Genomic DNA, 14,677 nt, shown 5'->3' on the forward strand with positions numbered 1-14,677 from the left:
TCATCGACTTCTTAGGTTCCGCCGTCAGGCTTGCAGCGTGATCGGTCGACACACGGCGGAACGGCTGCGAGAACCGGCCCGGTGGCGGGCGGACGCGGTAGGCGCCGGAGCAATCGCATCCCTGGTCGTGGTGCTCGCGCTGTGGCTGCACGGCACCGGACTGCAGGCACTGACCATGGGCGGCGTCGCGGCAACGTCGTCGCTGGGCCGATTGACCGGCCTGCTCGCCAGTGACCTGCTGCTGATCCAGGTCCTCCTGATGGCCCGGGTGCCTTGGGTGGAGCGCGCCTTCGGCCAGGACCGGCTGACTCGGTGGCACCGGTACACCGGGTTCAGCTCGTTCTGGTTGATGCTGGGGCACATCGTGCTGATCGTCGTCGGTTACGCCGGAACCGGCCAGACCAACGTGGTGTCCGAGTCCTGGCAGTTGACCACCACCTACCCTGGGATGCTGCTCGCGGTCGCCGGCACCGTTCTGTTGATCGCGGTGGTGGGCCTGTCCATCCGGGCGGCGCGGCGCAGGCTGCGCTACGAGTCCTGGCATCTCCTGCACCTGTACGCCTACCTGGGCGTCGGCCTGGCCCTGCCGCACCAACTCTGGACCGGGGCCGAATTCATCGGCTCGCCGGCCACCCAGGTCTACTGGTGGACCAGCTACCTGCTCTGTGCGGGCAGCGTGCTGGTGTTCCGCCTGGGCCTGCCGCTATGGCGCAGCCAGCGGCACCGGTTGCGGGTGCGGCAGGTCACCTGGGAGTCGCCCGGGGTCTTCTCGGTCCACATTTCCGGTCGCGACCTGCACCGGCTGCCGATCCGCGCAGGGCAGTTCCTCAACTGGCGTTTCCTCACCGGTAGGGGCTGGAGCCGGGCACACCCGTACTCGCTGTCCGCCCCAGCTGGGGGAGACCTGCTCCGGATCACCGTACGGGCCAACGGCGACGACGCGGACCGCATCACCCGCGCCCGCCCCGGGACCCGTGTCCTCATCGAAGGCCCATACGGGCGCCTCACCAGCGCCGTACGCAGCCGGCCGCAGATCCTGCTGCTCGCCGCCGGAATCGGGATCACCCCGCTCCGCGCGCTGCTGGAGGATCTGCCGTACCAGCCCGGTGAGGCCGCCCTGGTGTACCGCGCCACCCGCGCGGACGACTTCGCCCTCCGCGCTGAGCTGGACGCCGTTGCCCGCCGCCGGGGCGCGTCGGTCCATTACCTCGCCGGTCCGGCGCTGGCCCGCGGGTCGTGGCTGCCCGCCGGGCTGGCGCACCTGTCCGACCAGGAGGCATTGCTGCGCATAGCGCCCGACGTGCGGGAGCGCGACGTCTACCTGTGCGGCCCGCCGCAGTGGATGGCCGCCGTACGGGCCGCATTGCGGGCGGCCCGCGTGCCTGCCAAGCAGATCCATTGCGAAGCATTCGCCTGGTGAGCCGGACGCCCGCCAGGTCAGATGCCGTGGGCCTCAAGGAAGGCGGGCCTGCGCCGAGGCAGACATTCATCCGGTGATGTTCGCCGGGGAGACGAGGAGAAAGTGGCATGAGGCGAATCACGCTCGCCCTGGTCAGCACCGTCGCCGTACTGGTGCTGCTCTTCAGCTACCGGACCAGCACGTCCGGCATCCCCAACGGATCAGGTACCGCCCCACCTGGCATCGTCGGCCCGGCCGTACCGGCCGAGGCGCCGCCGACCGGTTCGAGTGGCACCGCGTCACCGGGCGGTGCCGCCCAAGGCGGTGCGGCCCCGGCTCGGCCCACCGACACGGTGACGGTCAATGGAAGCGTGGTCGACAACGGGTACGGCCCGGTCCAGGTGCGGCTGCAGGTCACGGCGGGCCGGATCACCGACGTGACGACGCTGGCGTTGCCCGAGGACGGCCATTCGCGGCGGATCAACTCCTACGCGGTGCCGCAACTGCGCCAGGAGGTACTCAGCGCGCAGGACGTGCAGGTGGACACCGTCAGCGGCGCCACCGCCACCACCGACGCCTACCTCCAGTCGATCCAGGCCGCGTTGGATGCGGCGCACCTGGGCGGTGGATCGTGACGACGTCTGGCCTGGAAGCCGCCGCTCGGCGGGCGTGGGTCGAGCAAATCATGGGCATGCCGATCTCGGTCCACGTACGAGCCGGGGCGGACACACCGGGCATTGCCGCCGCAGTGGGCGCAGCGTTCGACGATTTGCGGGCGGTCGACCGGATGTTCAGCACGTACCGGCCGGACAGCCAGATCAGCGAACTGAACCGTGGTCTGCGGCGCCTCGCGGACTGCGACCAGCCCGTGCGCGAGGTGCTGGAACTGTGTGAGGAGGCCCGCTGGCGCACCGACGGCTACTTCGACGCGATGCTGCCCGGCGTCGACGGGCGGATTCGATTCGACCCGTCCGGCCTGGTCAAGGGCTGGGCGGTGGAGCGGGCCGGCTGGTTGCTCGCCGAGCGGGCGGTGGCCGACTTCAGCCTCAACGCTGGTGGGGACATCATCCTGCGGACCGGGCCGGGCCAGCCGGAGTGGCGGGTCGGAGTGGAGGACCCCGCCGACCCGCGCCGGCTGCTGGCCGTGCTGCCGGTACGCCGCGGCGCCGTCGCCACATCCGGTACCGGTCGCCGGGGCGCCCACATCCTCGACCCGCACACCGGCCGGCCGGTCAACGCCCTGGCCTCGGTGACCGTGATCGGTCCCTCCTTGACCTGGGCGGACGTCTACGCCACGGCTGCGATCGCCGGAGGTTCCCGCAGCCTGTCGTGGCTGCGGAGGCAGACGGGTTACCGGGCAATGGCAGTCGATGACACCGGCGAAACCGGGTCATCGACGTTAGTCCACCTTTGAAGGCAGTCGATGGGTGCGCCGGCGTCCTGAGAAGGTGGAGTTCACGACTAAACCTCGCCGGGCGCTGGCGATGCTGAAGGGGCGATTACCCCGGGGCCTTGGCCTCGATCACCGGCGACCGGGCGTAGCTGATGCCGGTCGGTGCGCACCATGTCGGCCAAGGCGTGCGCGTCACCGGCGTCGCTCTTGGCCCCCGAGACGGCGTGCCGTTCCCGATACCGGGCCACCTGCAGCGGGTTGATCGCATACACCTGGTAGCCGGCAGCGATCACGCCCTGCACCCACGGACCCCGGTCAGTCTCGATACCGACCACCACCTGCGCGGCTCATCGTTAGCGCCGACATGCTCGCCGATCAGCGCGTGCAGCCGAGCGATCCCCGCGATCCCTTCCTCAAGTTTCGCCTTGCCCAGCCGCCGGCCTGGCTGATGCCGTCGGGGAGTTGGCGGGTTCCGGCGGAAGTTCTACGACTTGCTTGACCGCTCGGGCTGACGCCTTGTTCGACCGCGCAGCAGTCCCTGCACCGCGGCGACCGCGTCCATGGCGGCGGCAACGTTGGCGAGTGCGTGCCGCGCCTGGGTGAGCAGTGCCTGTCCTTCGTTGGTCAGCTCGACGTTGCGCGTGTTGCGCACGAACAGGCTCTCGCCGGGCTCGCGCTCAAGGGAGCGGATCGACGCGGAAAGGGCCGGACTGCGCTACGTGCATCCGCGCGGCGGCCCGCGTGAAGTGACGCTCCTCGGCGACCGCCACGAAGTACTCGAGCTGGCGTAGCTCCACGATTAATCACCAAAGCTGATTGCTCGCATCTGACTCTTCTGTTGGACAGCTTAACCGCTGTAGCGGAGGGTGGCATCAGTGACTTTCGCCGCGACGCCACCCGACGCCGCGGCCCGAATCCCGAGGGACCACCATGACCCCCCTAGTCCCCTTCCTGATCAACGCCGGCTTAGCCGACCTGGCCCGCTCCGCGCTGCCCGACGCGCCGGTACGCCCCGACCCACCCAGGCGCCACTGGCGTCTACCGCGCCGGCGCGAGAGCGACCTGCAATGCCACGACCGCGACGGCAAGCCAGAACAGGAGCCTGCGAGCCCATCTCTCTCAGGTGACCGGTCCAAGGCTGTGGTCGCCCGTCGGCGCCACCGTTGGCTGCCCGGCGGCCGTCAAACTGCGCTCGGCCGGAGAGGCTGACCGAGTTTGCCCAGGCTTTTCGTTGAGCAATGTCCGCGGTCAGCAGGGGTTCGGTTGTGATCTGTAGCGCGCTACAGCGACTCTAAGCCGCCTCCCAGCTTTCCCCATTACGTTGGGTAACCATCGAACACCGGGTGGTTCCCCGCTGGGGCGTGAAGGGTTGGAGCGAATGCAACGACGATCTCGACGGATTCTGATCGGCGTGCTCGCGGCACTGCTGGTGCTAGGCGGTGGGGGCATCATCGCGGTCGCCACCTACGGCCGTTCGCTCAACGGCAACCTGTCCCGCACCGACGCGTTCGCCGGGCTTCCGGAGGAGTCCCGCCCGACCCGGGCCGTCACCGGCGCGATGAACGTGCTCCTGCTCGGCAGCGACTCCCGTGACCCGGACCGGACGGCGGATTCCCGCACCGACACGATCATGGTGCTGCACCTTGACGCCGACCACCAGAAGGCGGAGGTCATCTCCATTCCCCGGGACACCTGGGTCTTCGTGCCGAAGTCGCCCGACGGACGGCACGGGAGCACGATGGCGAAGATCAATTCCGCGTACGCCTGGGGCGGCACCCCGCTGACCGTGCAGACCGTGGAGACCTTCACCGGTGTGCACATCGACCACGTGGCGCTGGTCGACTTCGCCGGCTTCGCCCAGGTGGTCGACGCCCTCGGCGGGGTGGACCTGACGATCGAGAAGACCATCACCTCGATCCACGCGCCGCACCGGACGTTCCAGAAGGGCGTCCGGCATCTGGACGGCGCGGCGGCGCTGGACTACGTGCGCCAGCGCTACCAGTTCGCCGACGGCGACTTCAGCCGGGAACGGCACCAGCGGGAATTCCTCCAGGCCCTGCTCGACCGAGCGGCGGGCATCGGCACGCTGTCGAACCCGGTCAAGCTCAACTCGTTCCTCCAGGCCGTCACCAGGTCGGTGACGGTGGACGAGGACTTCAACCTGGTCGACGTCGCGATGGAGCTGCGGGACCTGCGCAGCGACGACCTGACCTTCCTGGGCAGCCCGAGCGCGGGGACCGGGATGAAGAGCGGCCAGAGCGTGGTGCTGCCGGACACCGCGAAGGCGAAGGCGCTCTACCAGGCGGTCGCCGATGACAACGTCCAGCAGTACCGAGGCACTGCGGCGCCATCCCCGACACCCACCGCCAACCTCAGCCCCTAGCTCCCCGTTCTAGGGCGCCAACTGCCGCCGTCGCCGTCGGCAGCCGGAAACCGACGGCTCCTTGTTCGCTGGACCCCGGCAGACGCCCGGCGGGCCACGGAAGGGGCACCTCATCACGGCTTCGGAGGATCAGCATGACAGTCGTTAGGGCAGGCAAACGGTGGCAACGGGTATGCGCGGCTCTATTGGTATTGGGCGCCGTCGCCGGGTGTGGTGGCGCCGGCGACCGAGCTCACTCTCCAACGGCCACCGCCACCAATATGGCGGCCAGCATCCGGTCCGGAACGCCGGATCTGGACGCCGGCGAAGAGATCGCGCAGGGCTTCGACGTCCCGTGGGGCCTGGCGTTCCTGCCAAACGGCGACGCCTTGATCGCCGAACGGAACACCGGCTTGGTGCTGCAGCTGACCCCCGGCGGCGGCGCGCCCCGGCAGGTCTACCAGGTGCCCGGTGTGGTGGCAGGCGGTGAGGGCGGCCTACTCGGCCTTGCCGTGTCGCCCCACTTCACCGAGGACAACCTGATCTACGCCTACTACACAGCCGAGCAGGACAATCGGATCGTCCGCTTCCACCTCGACGGCGGAGAGCCTGAGGTGATCTTCAGCGGTATCGCCAAGGGCGGGAACCATAACGGCGGACGCATCGCGTTCGGCCCCGACGGCATGCTGTACGTCGGCACCGGAGACGCCGGCGACACAGGCCGGTCGCAGGATCCGGCGAGCCCGAACGGCAAGATCCTGCGCCTGACACCCGACGGCACGCCGGCGCCGGGAAACCCGACCGCCGGATCACCGGTGTACAGCCTCGGGCACCGCAACGTGCAAGGTCTCGCCTGGGACTCCGACGGCCGGTTGTTCGCGGCCGAGTTGGGGCAGAACGAGCTTGACGAGGTCAACCGCATCGAGCCGGGACACAACTACGGCTGGCCCCAGGTGGAAGGCGACGGCGACAGCGACGGGGGGCGGTACACGAACCCGGTCGTCACCTGGCCAGTCAGCGACGCCTCGCCGTCGGGCATCGCGATCGCCGGAGACACGGCCTACGTGGCCGCACTACGAGGCCAGCGGCTGTGGGCCATTCCCCTCAACGGCGACACGGCCGGTGATCCCTCCGCACAGCTGGTAGGACGCTACGGCCGCCTGCGGACAGTGCAGATCGCCCCGGACGGCGCGCTCTGGCTGACCACGTCCAACACCGACGGCCACAGCGACGTACGCGATGGCGACGACCGCATCCTGCGCTTCCCCGCACGCTAGCCCAGACCGACGAGGGACGCCTGACCGGCCGACCCGGAGGGGCTACCGCCCGCGCAGAACCTAGGCAGACGCATATTGATGGGGGCGAAGGTCGGCGCGGACCAGCGATGGGAGCCAGACGCGCCGGCGGAAGTTCGACCGGCGGAGCCTGGGGAATGACCGGGCACGACATCACGTCAACACGGCGCGTACCCAGCATCAGCCGAGCCCGCCCTGTCAACCGTCAACCTAGGCCGCCGCTCAACTATCAGACGGAGTCGGAAACCTGCGCTACCTGCGCTACCAGCGGGCGGCGGCGGCCCTCGTTGTCGTCGGTGGGCGTTGTGGAGTCGCCAGAATTCGCCGGCTGCCGGCGATGTCGGGCTAGCGGCTGGCGGCGGCTAGAGGAACTGCTCGTCGAGGCGATTGAGCGCCCTCTCGGTGGCCTCCGAAGCGACCTCGCTGTAGATGTTCATGGTCACGGCGATCTGGCTGTGCCGAGGGATCTTCATGGTCACCCGAGGGCCGACGTCGAGGGCCACCAGCAGGGAGGCGCAGGTCCGCCGGGTGGTGTGCACGGAGATCTCCCGCACGCCGGCCCTCCGGCAGCGGGTCTTGAACTCGGTGGAGGTTTCCCCGGCTCGACCGGCGTGCCGATCCGGCTGGTGAAGACCAAGCCGTGTCGTGCCACGCTCCTCCGGCGTGCGCGCAGCGCTTGTCCTGGTCGACACGGCGAGCGCGCAGGGCCGTGGCGCGGACGGCCGGCAGGGGCAGGGTCGCCTCCGACGACTCGGTGATGGTCTCCCCGAAGCGGTCAGCCTGCCGTCCGAGACCCCCTGGCCGACTGTCGGGGCCGATCAACCTCTTCACCGTAAGGTGACTGGGTTCCCCTTCGGACACTCATGATCAGGTTCCTCATGACTCGCTCGCCTAGAGATCCTTCGACATCTTGCGGCCGGTCTCTACGTAGCCGAGTTGCTCGTACAGGCTGCGGGCGCCATGGTTGTGGGCGAAGACGTGCAGGCCGATGGTCGCGGCGCCGTTCGCTCGGCTCCAGCGATCGGCGGCTTCCATGATGGCGCGGCCGTAGCCCTTACGGCGCTGGTCCTGCTCGACGGCGATGTCGTACACGAACGCGGCCGTGCCGGTGAGCTTCAGCCAGAGGAAGCCGACCCGGCGGTCGCCCTCGCAGGCGTACCAGAAGTGGTGCCCGGCCGTCCCGGCGCCGTCGGGGAGCAGCCTCGCGAAGGTCTCGGCGGCCTCCGCCGCCGCGGCCTCGGCCGGTACGCCGGAGCTGGTGACGCTCTGCGCGTAGTGCGCCTCCGCGTCCGCCTTCCAGGGTCCGAATTGTTCCTCGGTCATCGGTTCGAGCCGCACCTCCACCATCGCCCCAGCTTAGGTCCTGTTCGGAATGGGGGCCGGAGCGAGGCGACGCCGCAGCCCGTCTCCCATTCCGAAACAGGACCTAGGTGTTCTGCCCGGAGAGGTTGGGGACGCGGCTGGCGGGTGGGCCGCCGAGCAAGGCCAACGACTGGACGTCAGCCAGCCAGCTGCGACAGGGTCCGTGCGATAAGAGACGCGATCACGAGTCCGATTGCGCCAAGCGCGCACCCGGCGATCGCCAGGCCGCGGCCATGTTGCCCGTCTGTCTTGATCTTCTTTAGTGCCATCCCGCCCAGGACAACCGCACAACCGCTGACCAGCAGCGAGATCAGCAGGGGGTTCATGGTTGTGACTGGCAGCGGTATCAGCCCCATCGCGGCCGCGGCAATGACTAGCAGCGACACCAGACCCACCGCGCATGCCGCAACGGCGAGGTTGTTGCGCCCTTGCTGATTCTCAGAGAGCTGGCCCGTCATGGCATCTCCAGTCGTTCGAGCCACTCGGATGTGCTGGGCCTCAGCGCCGCGAAGCCCGCAACCGTGAGAATACAAAGGGGTGCCGCCATCTGCACTGCGTGCCGTCGTTCCTCGGCGAACAGCTACCAGCTGGACGCGCTCGAAGGCTCACCGACGGGGGCGCCACTTGCTCTGGTGCGAGGCAGGCAGCGGGCGATGTTTGATCTGTGCTGACATGCCCACTTTGCTCCAGCGACGTCGAGCCATGTGGGCCTGCCGTGATCCGGTTCCGGCGGGATAACGCATGGAGCTACATGTGGCAGCCGTTCGTGGAGGACCTCCGTACAAGCCGGCGTGATGTGCTGCGCGACGAAGAGCACCATGCTCGCGTACAGCGGTTCCGGCGGCGAAGCGAGCCGAGAAGGCGCCGTCCCGACTTAGAGTTCCTAACAAAATGATCTAGGTGGTGGGTCTTTCATCCCTTGTGGAGGGACTTGAGCAGCGACCGCTCGTCGTACAGGCGCGCCGGGCGGCATCGCCGACGCCGTTCTTCACCGGCTGCGGCAGCGCCCGGCCGAAGCGGGACCGCCAGTAGGCGACGGATTCGCCGCCCCTCGGCCCGGTCGGACCAGCGCACGAAAGGCGAGGCGTAACTGCGTGGTCTGCTTCTGGACGGGCGGCGTAAGTCGATGCAGCCGATGGCAGAAGGTCTTGGTGTGGATCATCACGGGTTGCCGGTGCGACCCAGACCGCCGTGCCGGGCTTGATGAACAGCTTCTGCGCCGCGGTCTTGCTCATTGCGCAGTCTAGGACGTCCATCCCTTCTTGCTTTTCCGCCCACTGACGGTAATATCTCCATGTTTTGGCTTGCAACGGGGAGGAAGACCACATGCGATGGAAGGTCCCGGCCGGCGCCCTAATGGCGCTGGCCTTTCTGATTCCGGCGGCACCGGCGGTGGCTCAAACCGAATCGCCCGGGCTGAACGAGGCCTGCCAAACGGTCGAGCGCAAGGTGTACAAGGATATCCGCGAGCTTGTCACCATCGACCTGGATACCGCCACCGATGTACAGGTGCGGGTGTTGGCCGCCCAGATCCTGGCCACGGCAAACGCCGACTCGTTGCCCGTTTTGCCTCGCGTAATACAGGAGCGGCTGAACGGCACCGCGGATGATCTCCGCGCATTCCTCAAGGCGGACGTGCAGAACGCCTGGTCAACGGATCTGCGGATCACGGTGGTCCGGACGTTGACGGGCGCTGGCGCCAACGTGAAGGCGGCTGCGCAAAAGGTGCTCGACGACGGGGCCATCGATGCCTACCTGGCTTACCTGAACAACGGCCTGTACGCCGCACGTGCGCTTGACTGCGCGTCTCAGCCCACACCGACACCGACGTCTCAGCCCACACCGACACCGAGCGCCACGCCCAGCGCCACGACGACCGTTGCGCCGACCCCTACTACCTCCGCCAGCCTGGGCGCCCCCGGCGGCGAGGGCGGTGGGCTGGCCGTGACCGGTGCCGACACCGCGACCGTGGCCGGCATTGGCGGTGCGCTTCTGCTCCTCGGCGGCGCGGGCTACCTGATCGGACGCCGACGCCGTTCCCGCTTCGTGGCATAGCTCACTCGACGCGCCCGGCTCGATGCTTCGTCGGGCCGGGCGCGATCAGCGCTGTGCTTGGCGAGGTTCGTCGCGGCCCGAAGGCGTGATGCCAGCTTCGGGAGCAAGCCGCAACGTATGTGTGCCAACGGGCCGGCGGCAATCCCCGTACCGCCGAGGGCATCGTGACAATGATGGAAACGCTTTGGAACGCCCAACACTCGCGTCACGGTGGAGGACCGAACTCGCGACGCCAGAACCAGGACGAGGCAGAGGCCGCGGTCAACCTGGCGGTATTCCTGGTTCAGTGGCTCTCCACGGGTGTGCTGCGGAAGGCTTAGAACTCCTAACAGAATGATCTAGGGGCGTTCGTCCTTGATGGATGGTCGATTTGAGTGCTTGGGCGTGAGGAGGGGTGAGCAGCCGCCGTGGATCGTCTCGGACGAGTTGTGGGCCGAGATCGCGCCGTTGCTGCCACCTCGAGCACCACGTCGGCGTCGCTATCCCGGCCGTAAGCCGCTGGATGACCGCAAGGTGTTGTGCGGGATCTTGTTCGTGCTCTACACGGCGATCCCGTGGGAGCACCTGCCCCAGGAACTGGGGTTCGGGTCGGGGATGACCTGCTGGCGCAGGTTGCGGGACTGGAACGACGCCGGCGTGTGGCAGCAACTGCACGAAGTGCTGCTGGGCAAACTCCGGGCCGCCGGGCAGCTGGACATGTCCCGGGCGGTGATCGACGGCTCCCACGTCCGGGCGCTCAAGGGCGGCCCAAAACCGGCCCGAGCCCGGTCGACCGCCGCAAGCCAGGCTCGAAACACCACGTCATCACCGACGCGGGCGGCATCCCCCTCGCCGTCAGCCTGACCGGCGGCAACCGCCATGACGTCACCCAACTGATGCCCTTGATCGACAAAGTCCCGCCGATCAAGGGCATCCGCGGCAGACCCCGGCAACGGCCCGACCGGATCTACGCAGACCGCGGCTACGACTACGACATCTACCGCCGCCAGCTACGGACCCGAGGCATCACACCCGTCATCGCCCGACGCGGCGTCGACCACGGCTCCGGACTCGGCGCCCGACGCTGGGTCGTCGAGCAGACCATCGCCCTGCTGCACTGGTTCCGCCGCCTGCGCATCCGCTGGGAGATCCGCGACGACATCCACGAAGCCTTCCTCACCCTCGCCTGCGCCATCATCTGCTGGCGCCGACTCCAACACTCAAAGAGTTAGGACCTCTTAACGTCCTCCCTCCGATGCGGTCCGGCTCGTTACCGGGGGAGGCTGGCTGATCATCGCCATCATGTGCGCGGTCCACGGGACAACCAGGCGCCCGTCGACCTCGCCCCGCACATAACGAAGAAAGTTCGGCGTGTTCATGTGCCTGGCGAGCGCATCCTGGTCAGTCCAGTTCTCGTAGAAGAACATCACCCGCGGGTCCTCCCGGGTCTGGTACAGGTCATAGTCGAGACAACCCGGTTCAGCCCGGGTCGGCTCCACCATCGCCAGGTGGGCCTGGCGTACCACGTCGACCGCACCCGGACTGATGGTGAAGAACGGGACGAGGGTCACTTGGGCGCTGGAGTTCGCGGTCGCCCGCGGACTGTCCGGTCTGGTGTCCGGGCTGGAAAGTAGCCGCGCGGAGCGCACCATGGGCGGAGCCACCAGCTCTGGCACAGCCTGCTCGCGCAGCAGAGTCTGTACGTGCGGGCTCGCCATGTGCCGATCGAGGGCAGACTGGTCCGCCCAGTTGGCCAGAAGGTAAAACGCCGCTGGATTGTTCTTCAGCCGATGCAGGTCGTAGCTGAGGTTCCCTGAATCGGCGCGCGAGGGCTCGACCAGGTGCAGTAGAGGGTCACACACGTCGGCTTCCCGGCCGGGCTTCGCGATGAATTGGGCGAGTACGGCGACCTGGTCGGGTGCCGGCGAGGGTGACGTCTCGTCCGCTCCGGCGGTTACGCTCGCATCCATCTGATCTCCTTGCCGGTGCTGTACTGCTGGCAGACTTCGCGTCGGGCCCGCGGCTTGTTCCCATTAGCCGAACGGGCAAACGACCGTTGGTCCCTGACTCAGGCTTCGGGGTCGGAACAGCGAAGACGCTGATAGCCGATGCTCGCCCGGCTCACGGTCTGCTCCACGTCCTGTCATCGGCCCACTCCCGGTGGTGTTGACCTGCGTCGCGAGTGCGGCGAGGTTTCGGGCGGCGTTGACGGCTCGGTCGAGGGTCAGTGCGCAGGTGGTGAAGGTGTAGGTCCGCTCGGACAGGGTCAGCTTGGCTTTCATCGGTGTTGCGGCGTGGATACCCCTGCCTTCAGGCGGGGGAGGAAACGCCGCTCCCTCCCCTCAGGGATAGACTTACATGAACTACTGGTAGGATGTGAGGTATGGGTGAGGTGGTGAAGCGGGCGTACAAGTACCGCTTCTATCCGACCCCGCAGCAGGCTGAGCAGTTGAACCGCACTTTCGGGTGCGTGCGAAAGGTGTACAACCTTGCCCTGGATGCGCGCACCCGCGCGTGGGCGGTTGACCGGCAGCGCAGCACCTATGTGCAGTCGTCGGCGTGGCTGACCGAGTGGAAGCGCACCGAGGAGCTCTTGTTCCTCAATGAGGTCAGTTCCGTGCCGTTGCAGCAAGCCCTGCGGCACCTGCAAGCCGGGTTCGCCGCGTTCTGGGACAAGCGGTCGCGGTACCCGCGTTTCAAGTCCAAGCGCAAGTCTCGGGCGTCGGCGGAGTACACCCGCTCGGCGTTCCGCTGGCGTGACGGGCAGCTCACCCTGGCCAAGATGGACGCGCCGCTGACCCTCGTGTGGTCCCGGCCTCTGCCCGACGGCGCCGAGCCGTCCACGGTCACGGTGTCCCGTGACGCGGCCGGTCGGTGGTTCGTGTCCCTGCTGGTCGAGGATCCCACCGTGACGCCGCTCCCGCCGGTCGACACGGCGGTGGGGGTGGATGCGGGCATCACCAGTCTGCTCACCCTGTCCACCGGGGAGAAAATCACCAACCCGCGCCACGAGCGCGCTGACCGGCGCAAGCTGGCCAAGGCGCAACGCACCATGGCCCGTAAGGGCAAGGACTCCGCCAACCGGGCCAAAGCCCGCCTGGCGGTGGCCCGCATCCATGCCCGTATCGGCGATCGGCGGCGGGATCACCTGCACAAGCTGTCGACTCGACTCGTCCGCGAGAACCAAACGGTCGTGATCGAAGATCTCAGTGTGCGCAACATGCTGCGCAACCACAAACTCGCCCGCGCCATTTCCGACGCGGCGTGGACACAACTGCGCAGCATGATCGAGTACAAGGCCGCCTGGTACGGGCGGACCGTGATCGCCGTCGACCGCTGGTATCCGAGCACGAAGACCTGTTCGGCGTGCGGGCGGATCAACACAGCGATGACTCTCGGCGTTCGTGTCTGGACGTGTCCCGGCTGTAATGCCGTGCACGACCGGGACGTCAACGCCGCCCGCAACATTCTCGCCGCCGGGCTGGCGGAGAGGTAAAACGCCTGTGGAGGGACGGTAAGACCCGACCCGCGAAAGCGGTGAAGGCGCGACCCGGTGAAACAGGAACCCCCTCGGGCGACCGAGGGAATCCCCGTCCTTCAGGGCGGTGGAGGATGTCAATCCGCCACAGCCTGAGCAGGTTCCGCCGCGGGTGGCCCTTGCGGCTGTCGACCGCCGACCACCGCCATTCCCGGCAATGCGGACATTCCTGCCGCTAGCCGTGCCCAGGCTGTACCTGGTTGGTCGTCCACCGGCACGCGACGCTGGACCCGTGGCGGGCTGACACAGCACACAGCTCCCCGTCGCCCGTGCGCTATCCGGCGCATGGGTTTCGCGCAAAGACCCCGACACGGGAGGAATTGGCATGTCCGAAACGAAAACCATCGCGGTGGTGGGCGCCACCGGCGCGCAGGGCGGTGGCCTGGCCAACGCCATCCTGGCGGATCCGCGCGGTGAGTTCACGCTCCGGGCGTTGACCCGCCGGCCGGACTCCGATGCCGCCCGTGAGTTGGCCTCCCGTGGCGCGCAGGTGGTCGAGGCTGACCTCGACGACGAGTCGAGCCTGCGGCGCGCGTTCGTCGGCGCGTACGGCGCCTATGTGGTGACGAACTACTGGGAAGGCATGTCGGCGCAGACCGAGTTGGGCCACGCACGCAACGCGGCCCGGGCGGCGAAGCAGGCCGACCTGCGGCACGTGATCTGGTCAACGCTGGAGGACACCCGCGAACGACTCCCGGTCACCGATCCCCGGGTACCGGTGCTCGACGGCTCCTACACCGTGCCGCACTTCGACGCGAAGGCGGAGGCGGACCGGTTCTTCCTCGACCTCAGTGTGCCGACGACGTTCCTGCGCACCACCTTCTATTGGGAGGCGTTTCTGCAAGGGTTCGGGCCGCTCCGCGACGAGTCCGGACAGCTGGTGCTCACGCTGCCGATGGGTAACAGCGCGTTGGCCGGGATCGCCGCCGAGGACATTGGCCGCACCGCGCTCGGCATCTTCGCCGCCGGCGAGGACTACCTCGGCGCGACGGTCAGCATCGCCGGCGAGCACCTGACCGGCGCGCAGATCGCGGCCGTGTTCGCCGACGTACTGGGCGAGCCGGTGGCCTACCGGCCGCTGACCCACGACCAGTTCCGAGCTCTCGGCATCCCCGCCGCGGCGGAGATCGGAAACATGTTCCAGTACTACACCGAGGCCGCCGGCACCTTCACCGGCGCCCGCGACCTGACCGTGGTGCGCGCGCTGCACCCCGGACTGCGCACATTCCACCAGTGGCTGCTCGAACACAAGGACGCCGTCAGCGTCGACTAGCCAGCGGACCCCGTCCACCGC

The 14,677-nt window shown here is 68.2% G+C and carries 16 protein-coding genes and 2 pseudogenes; 11 read left to right on the forward strand and 7 right to left on the reverse strand.

Annotated features, from left to right (window positions below; translation table 11 throughout):
- Positions 1-37 precede the first annotated feature (37 nt).
- The 3 genes from OG470_RS20155 to OG470_RS20165 all read left to right on the forward strand — a co-directional run bounded on the left by OG470_RS20155 (position 38) and on the right by OG470_RS20165 (position 2,813).
- Entirely contained in the window at positions 38-1,420 is a 1,383-nt protein-coding gene (locus OG470_RS20155; protein WP_328414439.1) for a ferredoxin reductase family protein, read from the forward strand.
- Between the two features lie 107 nt (positions 1,421-1,527).
- Positions 1,528-2,034 (forward strand): FMN-binding protein, encoded by a 507-nt coding sequence (locus OG470_RS20160; RefSeq protein WP_328414441.1) that lies wholly within the window; start codon positions 1,528-1,530, stop codon positions 2,032-2,034.
- Positions 2,031-2,813, forward strand: a complete 783-nt coding sequence (locus tag OG470_RS20165) for an FAD:protein FMN transferase (protein ID WP_328414443.1) — start codon at positions 2,031-2,033, stop codon at positions 2,811-2,813. The genes OG470_RS20160 and OG470_RS20165 overlap by 4 nt, the downstream gene beginning before the upstream one ends.
- Before the next feature lie 107 nt (positions 2,814-2,920).
- On the opposite strand, the pseudogene OG470_RS20170 reads toward OG470_RS20165, so the two are convergent.
- The 3 genes and pseudogenes from OG470_RS20170 to OG470_RS37275 all read right to left on the reverse strand — a co-directional run.
- Positions 2,921-3,240 (reverse strand): annotated as a pseudogene (locus OG470_RS20170) (IS110 family transposase); the annotation flags it as partial.
- 36 nt (positions 3,241-3,276) lie between these two features.
- Positions 3,277-3,444 (reverse strand): hypothetical protein, encoded by a 168-nt coding sequence (locus OG470_RS37270; RefSeq protein WP_442930921.1) that lies wholly within the window; start codon positions 3,442-3,444, stop codon positions 3,277-3,279.
- Between the two features lie 25 nt (positions 3,445-3,469).
- Positions 3,470-3,589: a LysR family transcriptional regulator gene (locus OG470_RS37275; protein WP_442930922.1), complete on the reverse strand. Its 120-nt coding sequence runs from the start codon at positions 3,587-3,589 to the stop codon at positions 3,470-3,472.
- A gap of 581 nt (positions 3,590-4,170) precedes the next feature.
- On the opposite strand from OG470_RS37275, the gene OG470_RS20180 reads away from it, so the two are divergent.
- Positions 4,171-5,175 carry an LCP family protein gene (locus OG470_RS20180; RefSeq protein ID WP_328414445.1) on the forward strand — a complete coding sequence of 335 codons (1,005 nt, stop codon included), beginning with the start codon at positions 4,171-4,173 and terminating at the stop codon, positions 5,173-5,175.
- A 134-nt stretch (positions 5,176-5,309) separates the two neighbouring features.
- On the forward strand, positions 5,310-6,431 hold the full coding sequence (locus tag OG470_RS20185) for a PQQ-dependent sugar dehydrogenase (protein ID WP_442930923.1): 1,122 nt from the start codon (positions 5,310-5,312) through the stop codon (positions 6,429-6,431).
- A gap of 380 nt (positions 6,432-6,811) precedes the next feature.
- Here OG470_RS20185 and OG470_RS20190 read toward each other — a convergent pair whose 3' ends face one another.
- From OG470_RS20190 to OG470_RS20200, 3 genes are all read right to left on the reverse strand, one after another.
- Positions 6,812-7,003 carry a hypothetical protein gene (locus tag OG470_RS20190; protein WP_328414449.1) on the reverse strand — a complete coding sequence of 64 codons (192 nt, stop codon included), beginning with the start codon at positions 7,001-7,003 and terminating at the stop codon, positions 6,812-6,814.
- Positions 7,004-7,340: 337 nt separating this feature from the next.
- Positions 7,341-7,796 carry a GNAT family N-acetyltransferase gene (locus OG470_RS20195; RefSeq protein ID WP_328414451.1) on the reverse strand — a complete coding sequence of 152 codons (456 nt, stop codon included), beginning with the start codon at positions 7,794-7,796 and terminating at the stop codon, positions 7,341-7,343.
- Between the two features lie 152 nt (positions 7,797-7,948).
- Positions 7,949-8,269, reverse strand: coding sequence for a DUF4190 domain-containing protein (locus OG470_RS20200; protein ID WP_328414453.1), 321 nt, complete (start codon positions 8,267-8,269; stop codon positions 7,949-7,951).
- Between the two features lie 599 nt (positions 8,270-8,868).
- On the opposite strand from OG470_RS20200, the pseudogene OG470_RS20205 reads away from it, so the two are divergent.
- From OG470_RS20205 to OG470_RS20215, 4 genes and pseudogenes are all read left to right on the forward strand, one after another.
- Positions 8,869-8,961, forward strand: a pseudogene (locus tag OG470_RS20205) (transposase); the annotation flags it as partial.
- Positions 8,962-9,137: 176 nt separating this feature from the next.
- A complete protein-coding gene (locus tag OG470_RS20210; protein WP_328414455.1) occupies positions 9,138-9,866 on the forward strand; it encodes an LPXTG cell wall anchor domain-containing protein in 729 nt (242 codons plus the stop codon).
- Between the two features lie 164 nt (positions 9,867-10,030).
- Positions 10,031-10,186: a hypothetical protein gene (locus tag OG470_RS37280; RefSeq protein ID WP_442930924.1), complete on the forward strand. Its 156-nt coding sequence runs from the start codon at positions 10,031-10,033 to the stop codon at positions 10,184-10,186.
- 37 nt (positions 10,187-10,223) lie between these two features.
- Positions 10,224-11,077, forward strand: a protein-coding gene (locus OG470_RS20215) for an IS5 family transposase (protein WP_328414457.1) whose coding sequence is annotated in 2 segments (ribosomal slippage) — positions 10,224-10,614 and positions 10,614-11,077 — 855 coding nt in all. Because the reading frame shifts where the segments join, the coding sequence is not laid out codon by codon here.
- Between the two features lie 6 nt (positions 11,078-11,083).
- Here the strand turns inward: OG470_RS20215 and OG470_RS20220 are convergent.
- Positions 11,084-11,815, reverse strand: coding sequence for a putative quinol monooxygenase (locus OG470_RS20220; RefSeq protein ID WP_328414459.1), 732 nt, complete (start codon positions 11,813-11,815; stop codon positions 11,084-11,086).
- Between the two features lie 413 nt (positions 11,816-12,228).
- Here OG470_RS20220 and OG470_RS20225 point away from each other — a divergent pair, with 413 nt between their 5' ends.
- Entirely contained in the window at positions 12,229-13,341 is a 1,113-nt protein-coding gene (locus OG470_RS20225) for an RNA-guided endonuclease InsQ/TnpB family protein (RefSeq protein WP_328414461.1), read from the forward strand.
- 367 nt (positions 13,342-13,708) lie between these two features.
- Positions 13,709-14,656, forward strand: coding sequence for an NmrA/HSCARG family protein (locus OG470_RS20230; protein ID WP_328414463.1), 948 nt, complete (start codon positions 13,709-13,711; stop codon positions 14,654-14,656).
- Positions 14,657-14,677: the final 21 nt, after the last annotated feature.

The sequence above is a fragment of the Micromonospora sp. NBC_00389 genome, from assembly GCF_036059255.1.
Classification (GTDB): domain Bacteria; phylum Actinomycetota; class Actinomycetes; order Mycobacteriales; family Micromonosporaceae; genus Micromonospora.

Excerpts from the sequence above, each read along its gene's own strand:
- OG470_RS20160 (WP_328414441.1), top strand. The coding sequence starts at position 1,528 with ATGAGGCGAATCACGCTCGCCCTGGTCAGCACCGTCGCCGTACTGGTG.
- OG470_RS20180 (WP_328414445.1), top strand. The coding sequence starts at position 4,171 with ATGCAACGACGATCTCGACGGATTCTGATCGGCGTGCTCGCGGCACTG.
- OG470_RS20185 (WP_442930923.1), top strand. The coding sequence starts at position 5,310 with ATGACAGTCGTTAGGGCAGGCAAACGGTGGCAACGGGTATGCGCGGCT.
- OG470_RS20195 (WP_328414451.1), bottom strand. The coding sequence starts at position 7,796 with ATGGTGGAGGTGCGGCTCGAACCGATGACCGAGGAACAATTCGGACCC.
- OG470_RS20200 (WP_328414453.1), bottom strand. The coding sequence starts at position 8,269 with ATGACGGGCCAGCTCTCTGAGAATCAGCAAGGGCGCAACAACCTCGCC.
- OG470_RS20210 (WP_328414455.1), top strand. The coding sequence starts at position 9,138 with ATGCGATGGAAGGTCCCGGCCGGCGCCCTAATGGCGCTGGCCTTTCTG.
- OG470_RS20220 (WP_328414459.1), bottom strand. The coding sequence starts at position 11,815 with ATGGATGCGAGCGTAACCGCCGGAGCGGACGAGACGTCACCCTCGCCG.
- OG470_RS20225 (WP_328414461.1), top strand. The coding sequence starts at position 12,229 with ATGGGTGAGGTGGTGAAGCGGGCGTACAAGTACCGCTTCTATCCGACC.
- OG470_RS20230 (WP_328414463.1), top strand. The coding sequence starts at position 13,709 with ATGTCCGAAACGAAAACCATCGCGGTGGTGGGCGCCACCGGCGCGCAG.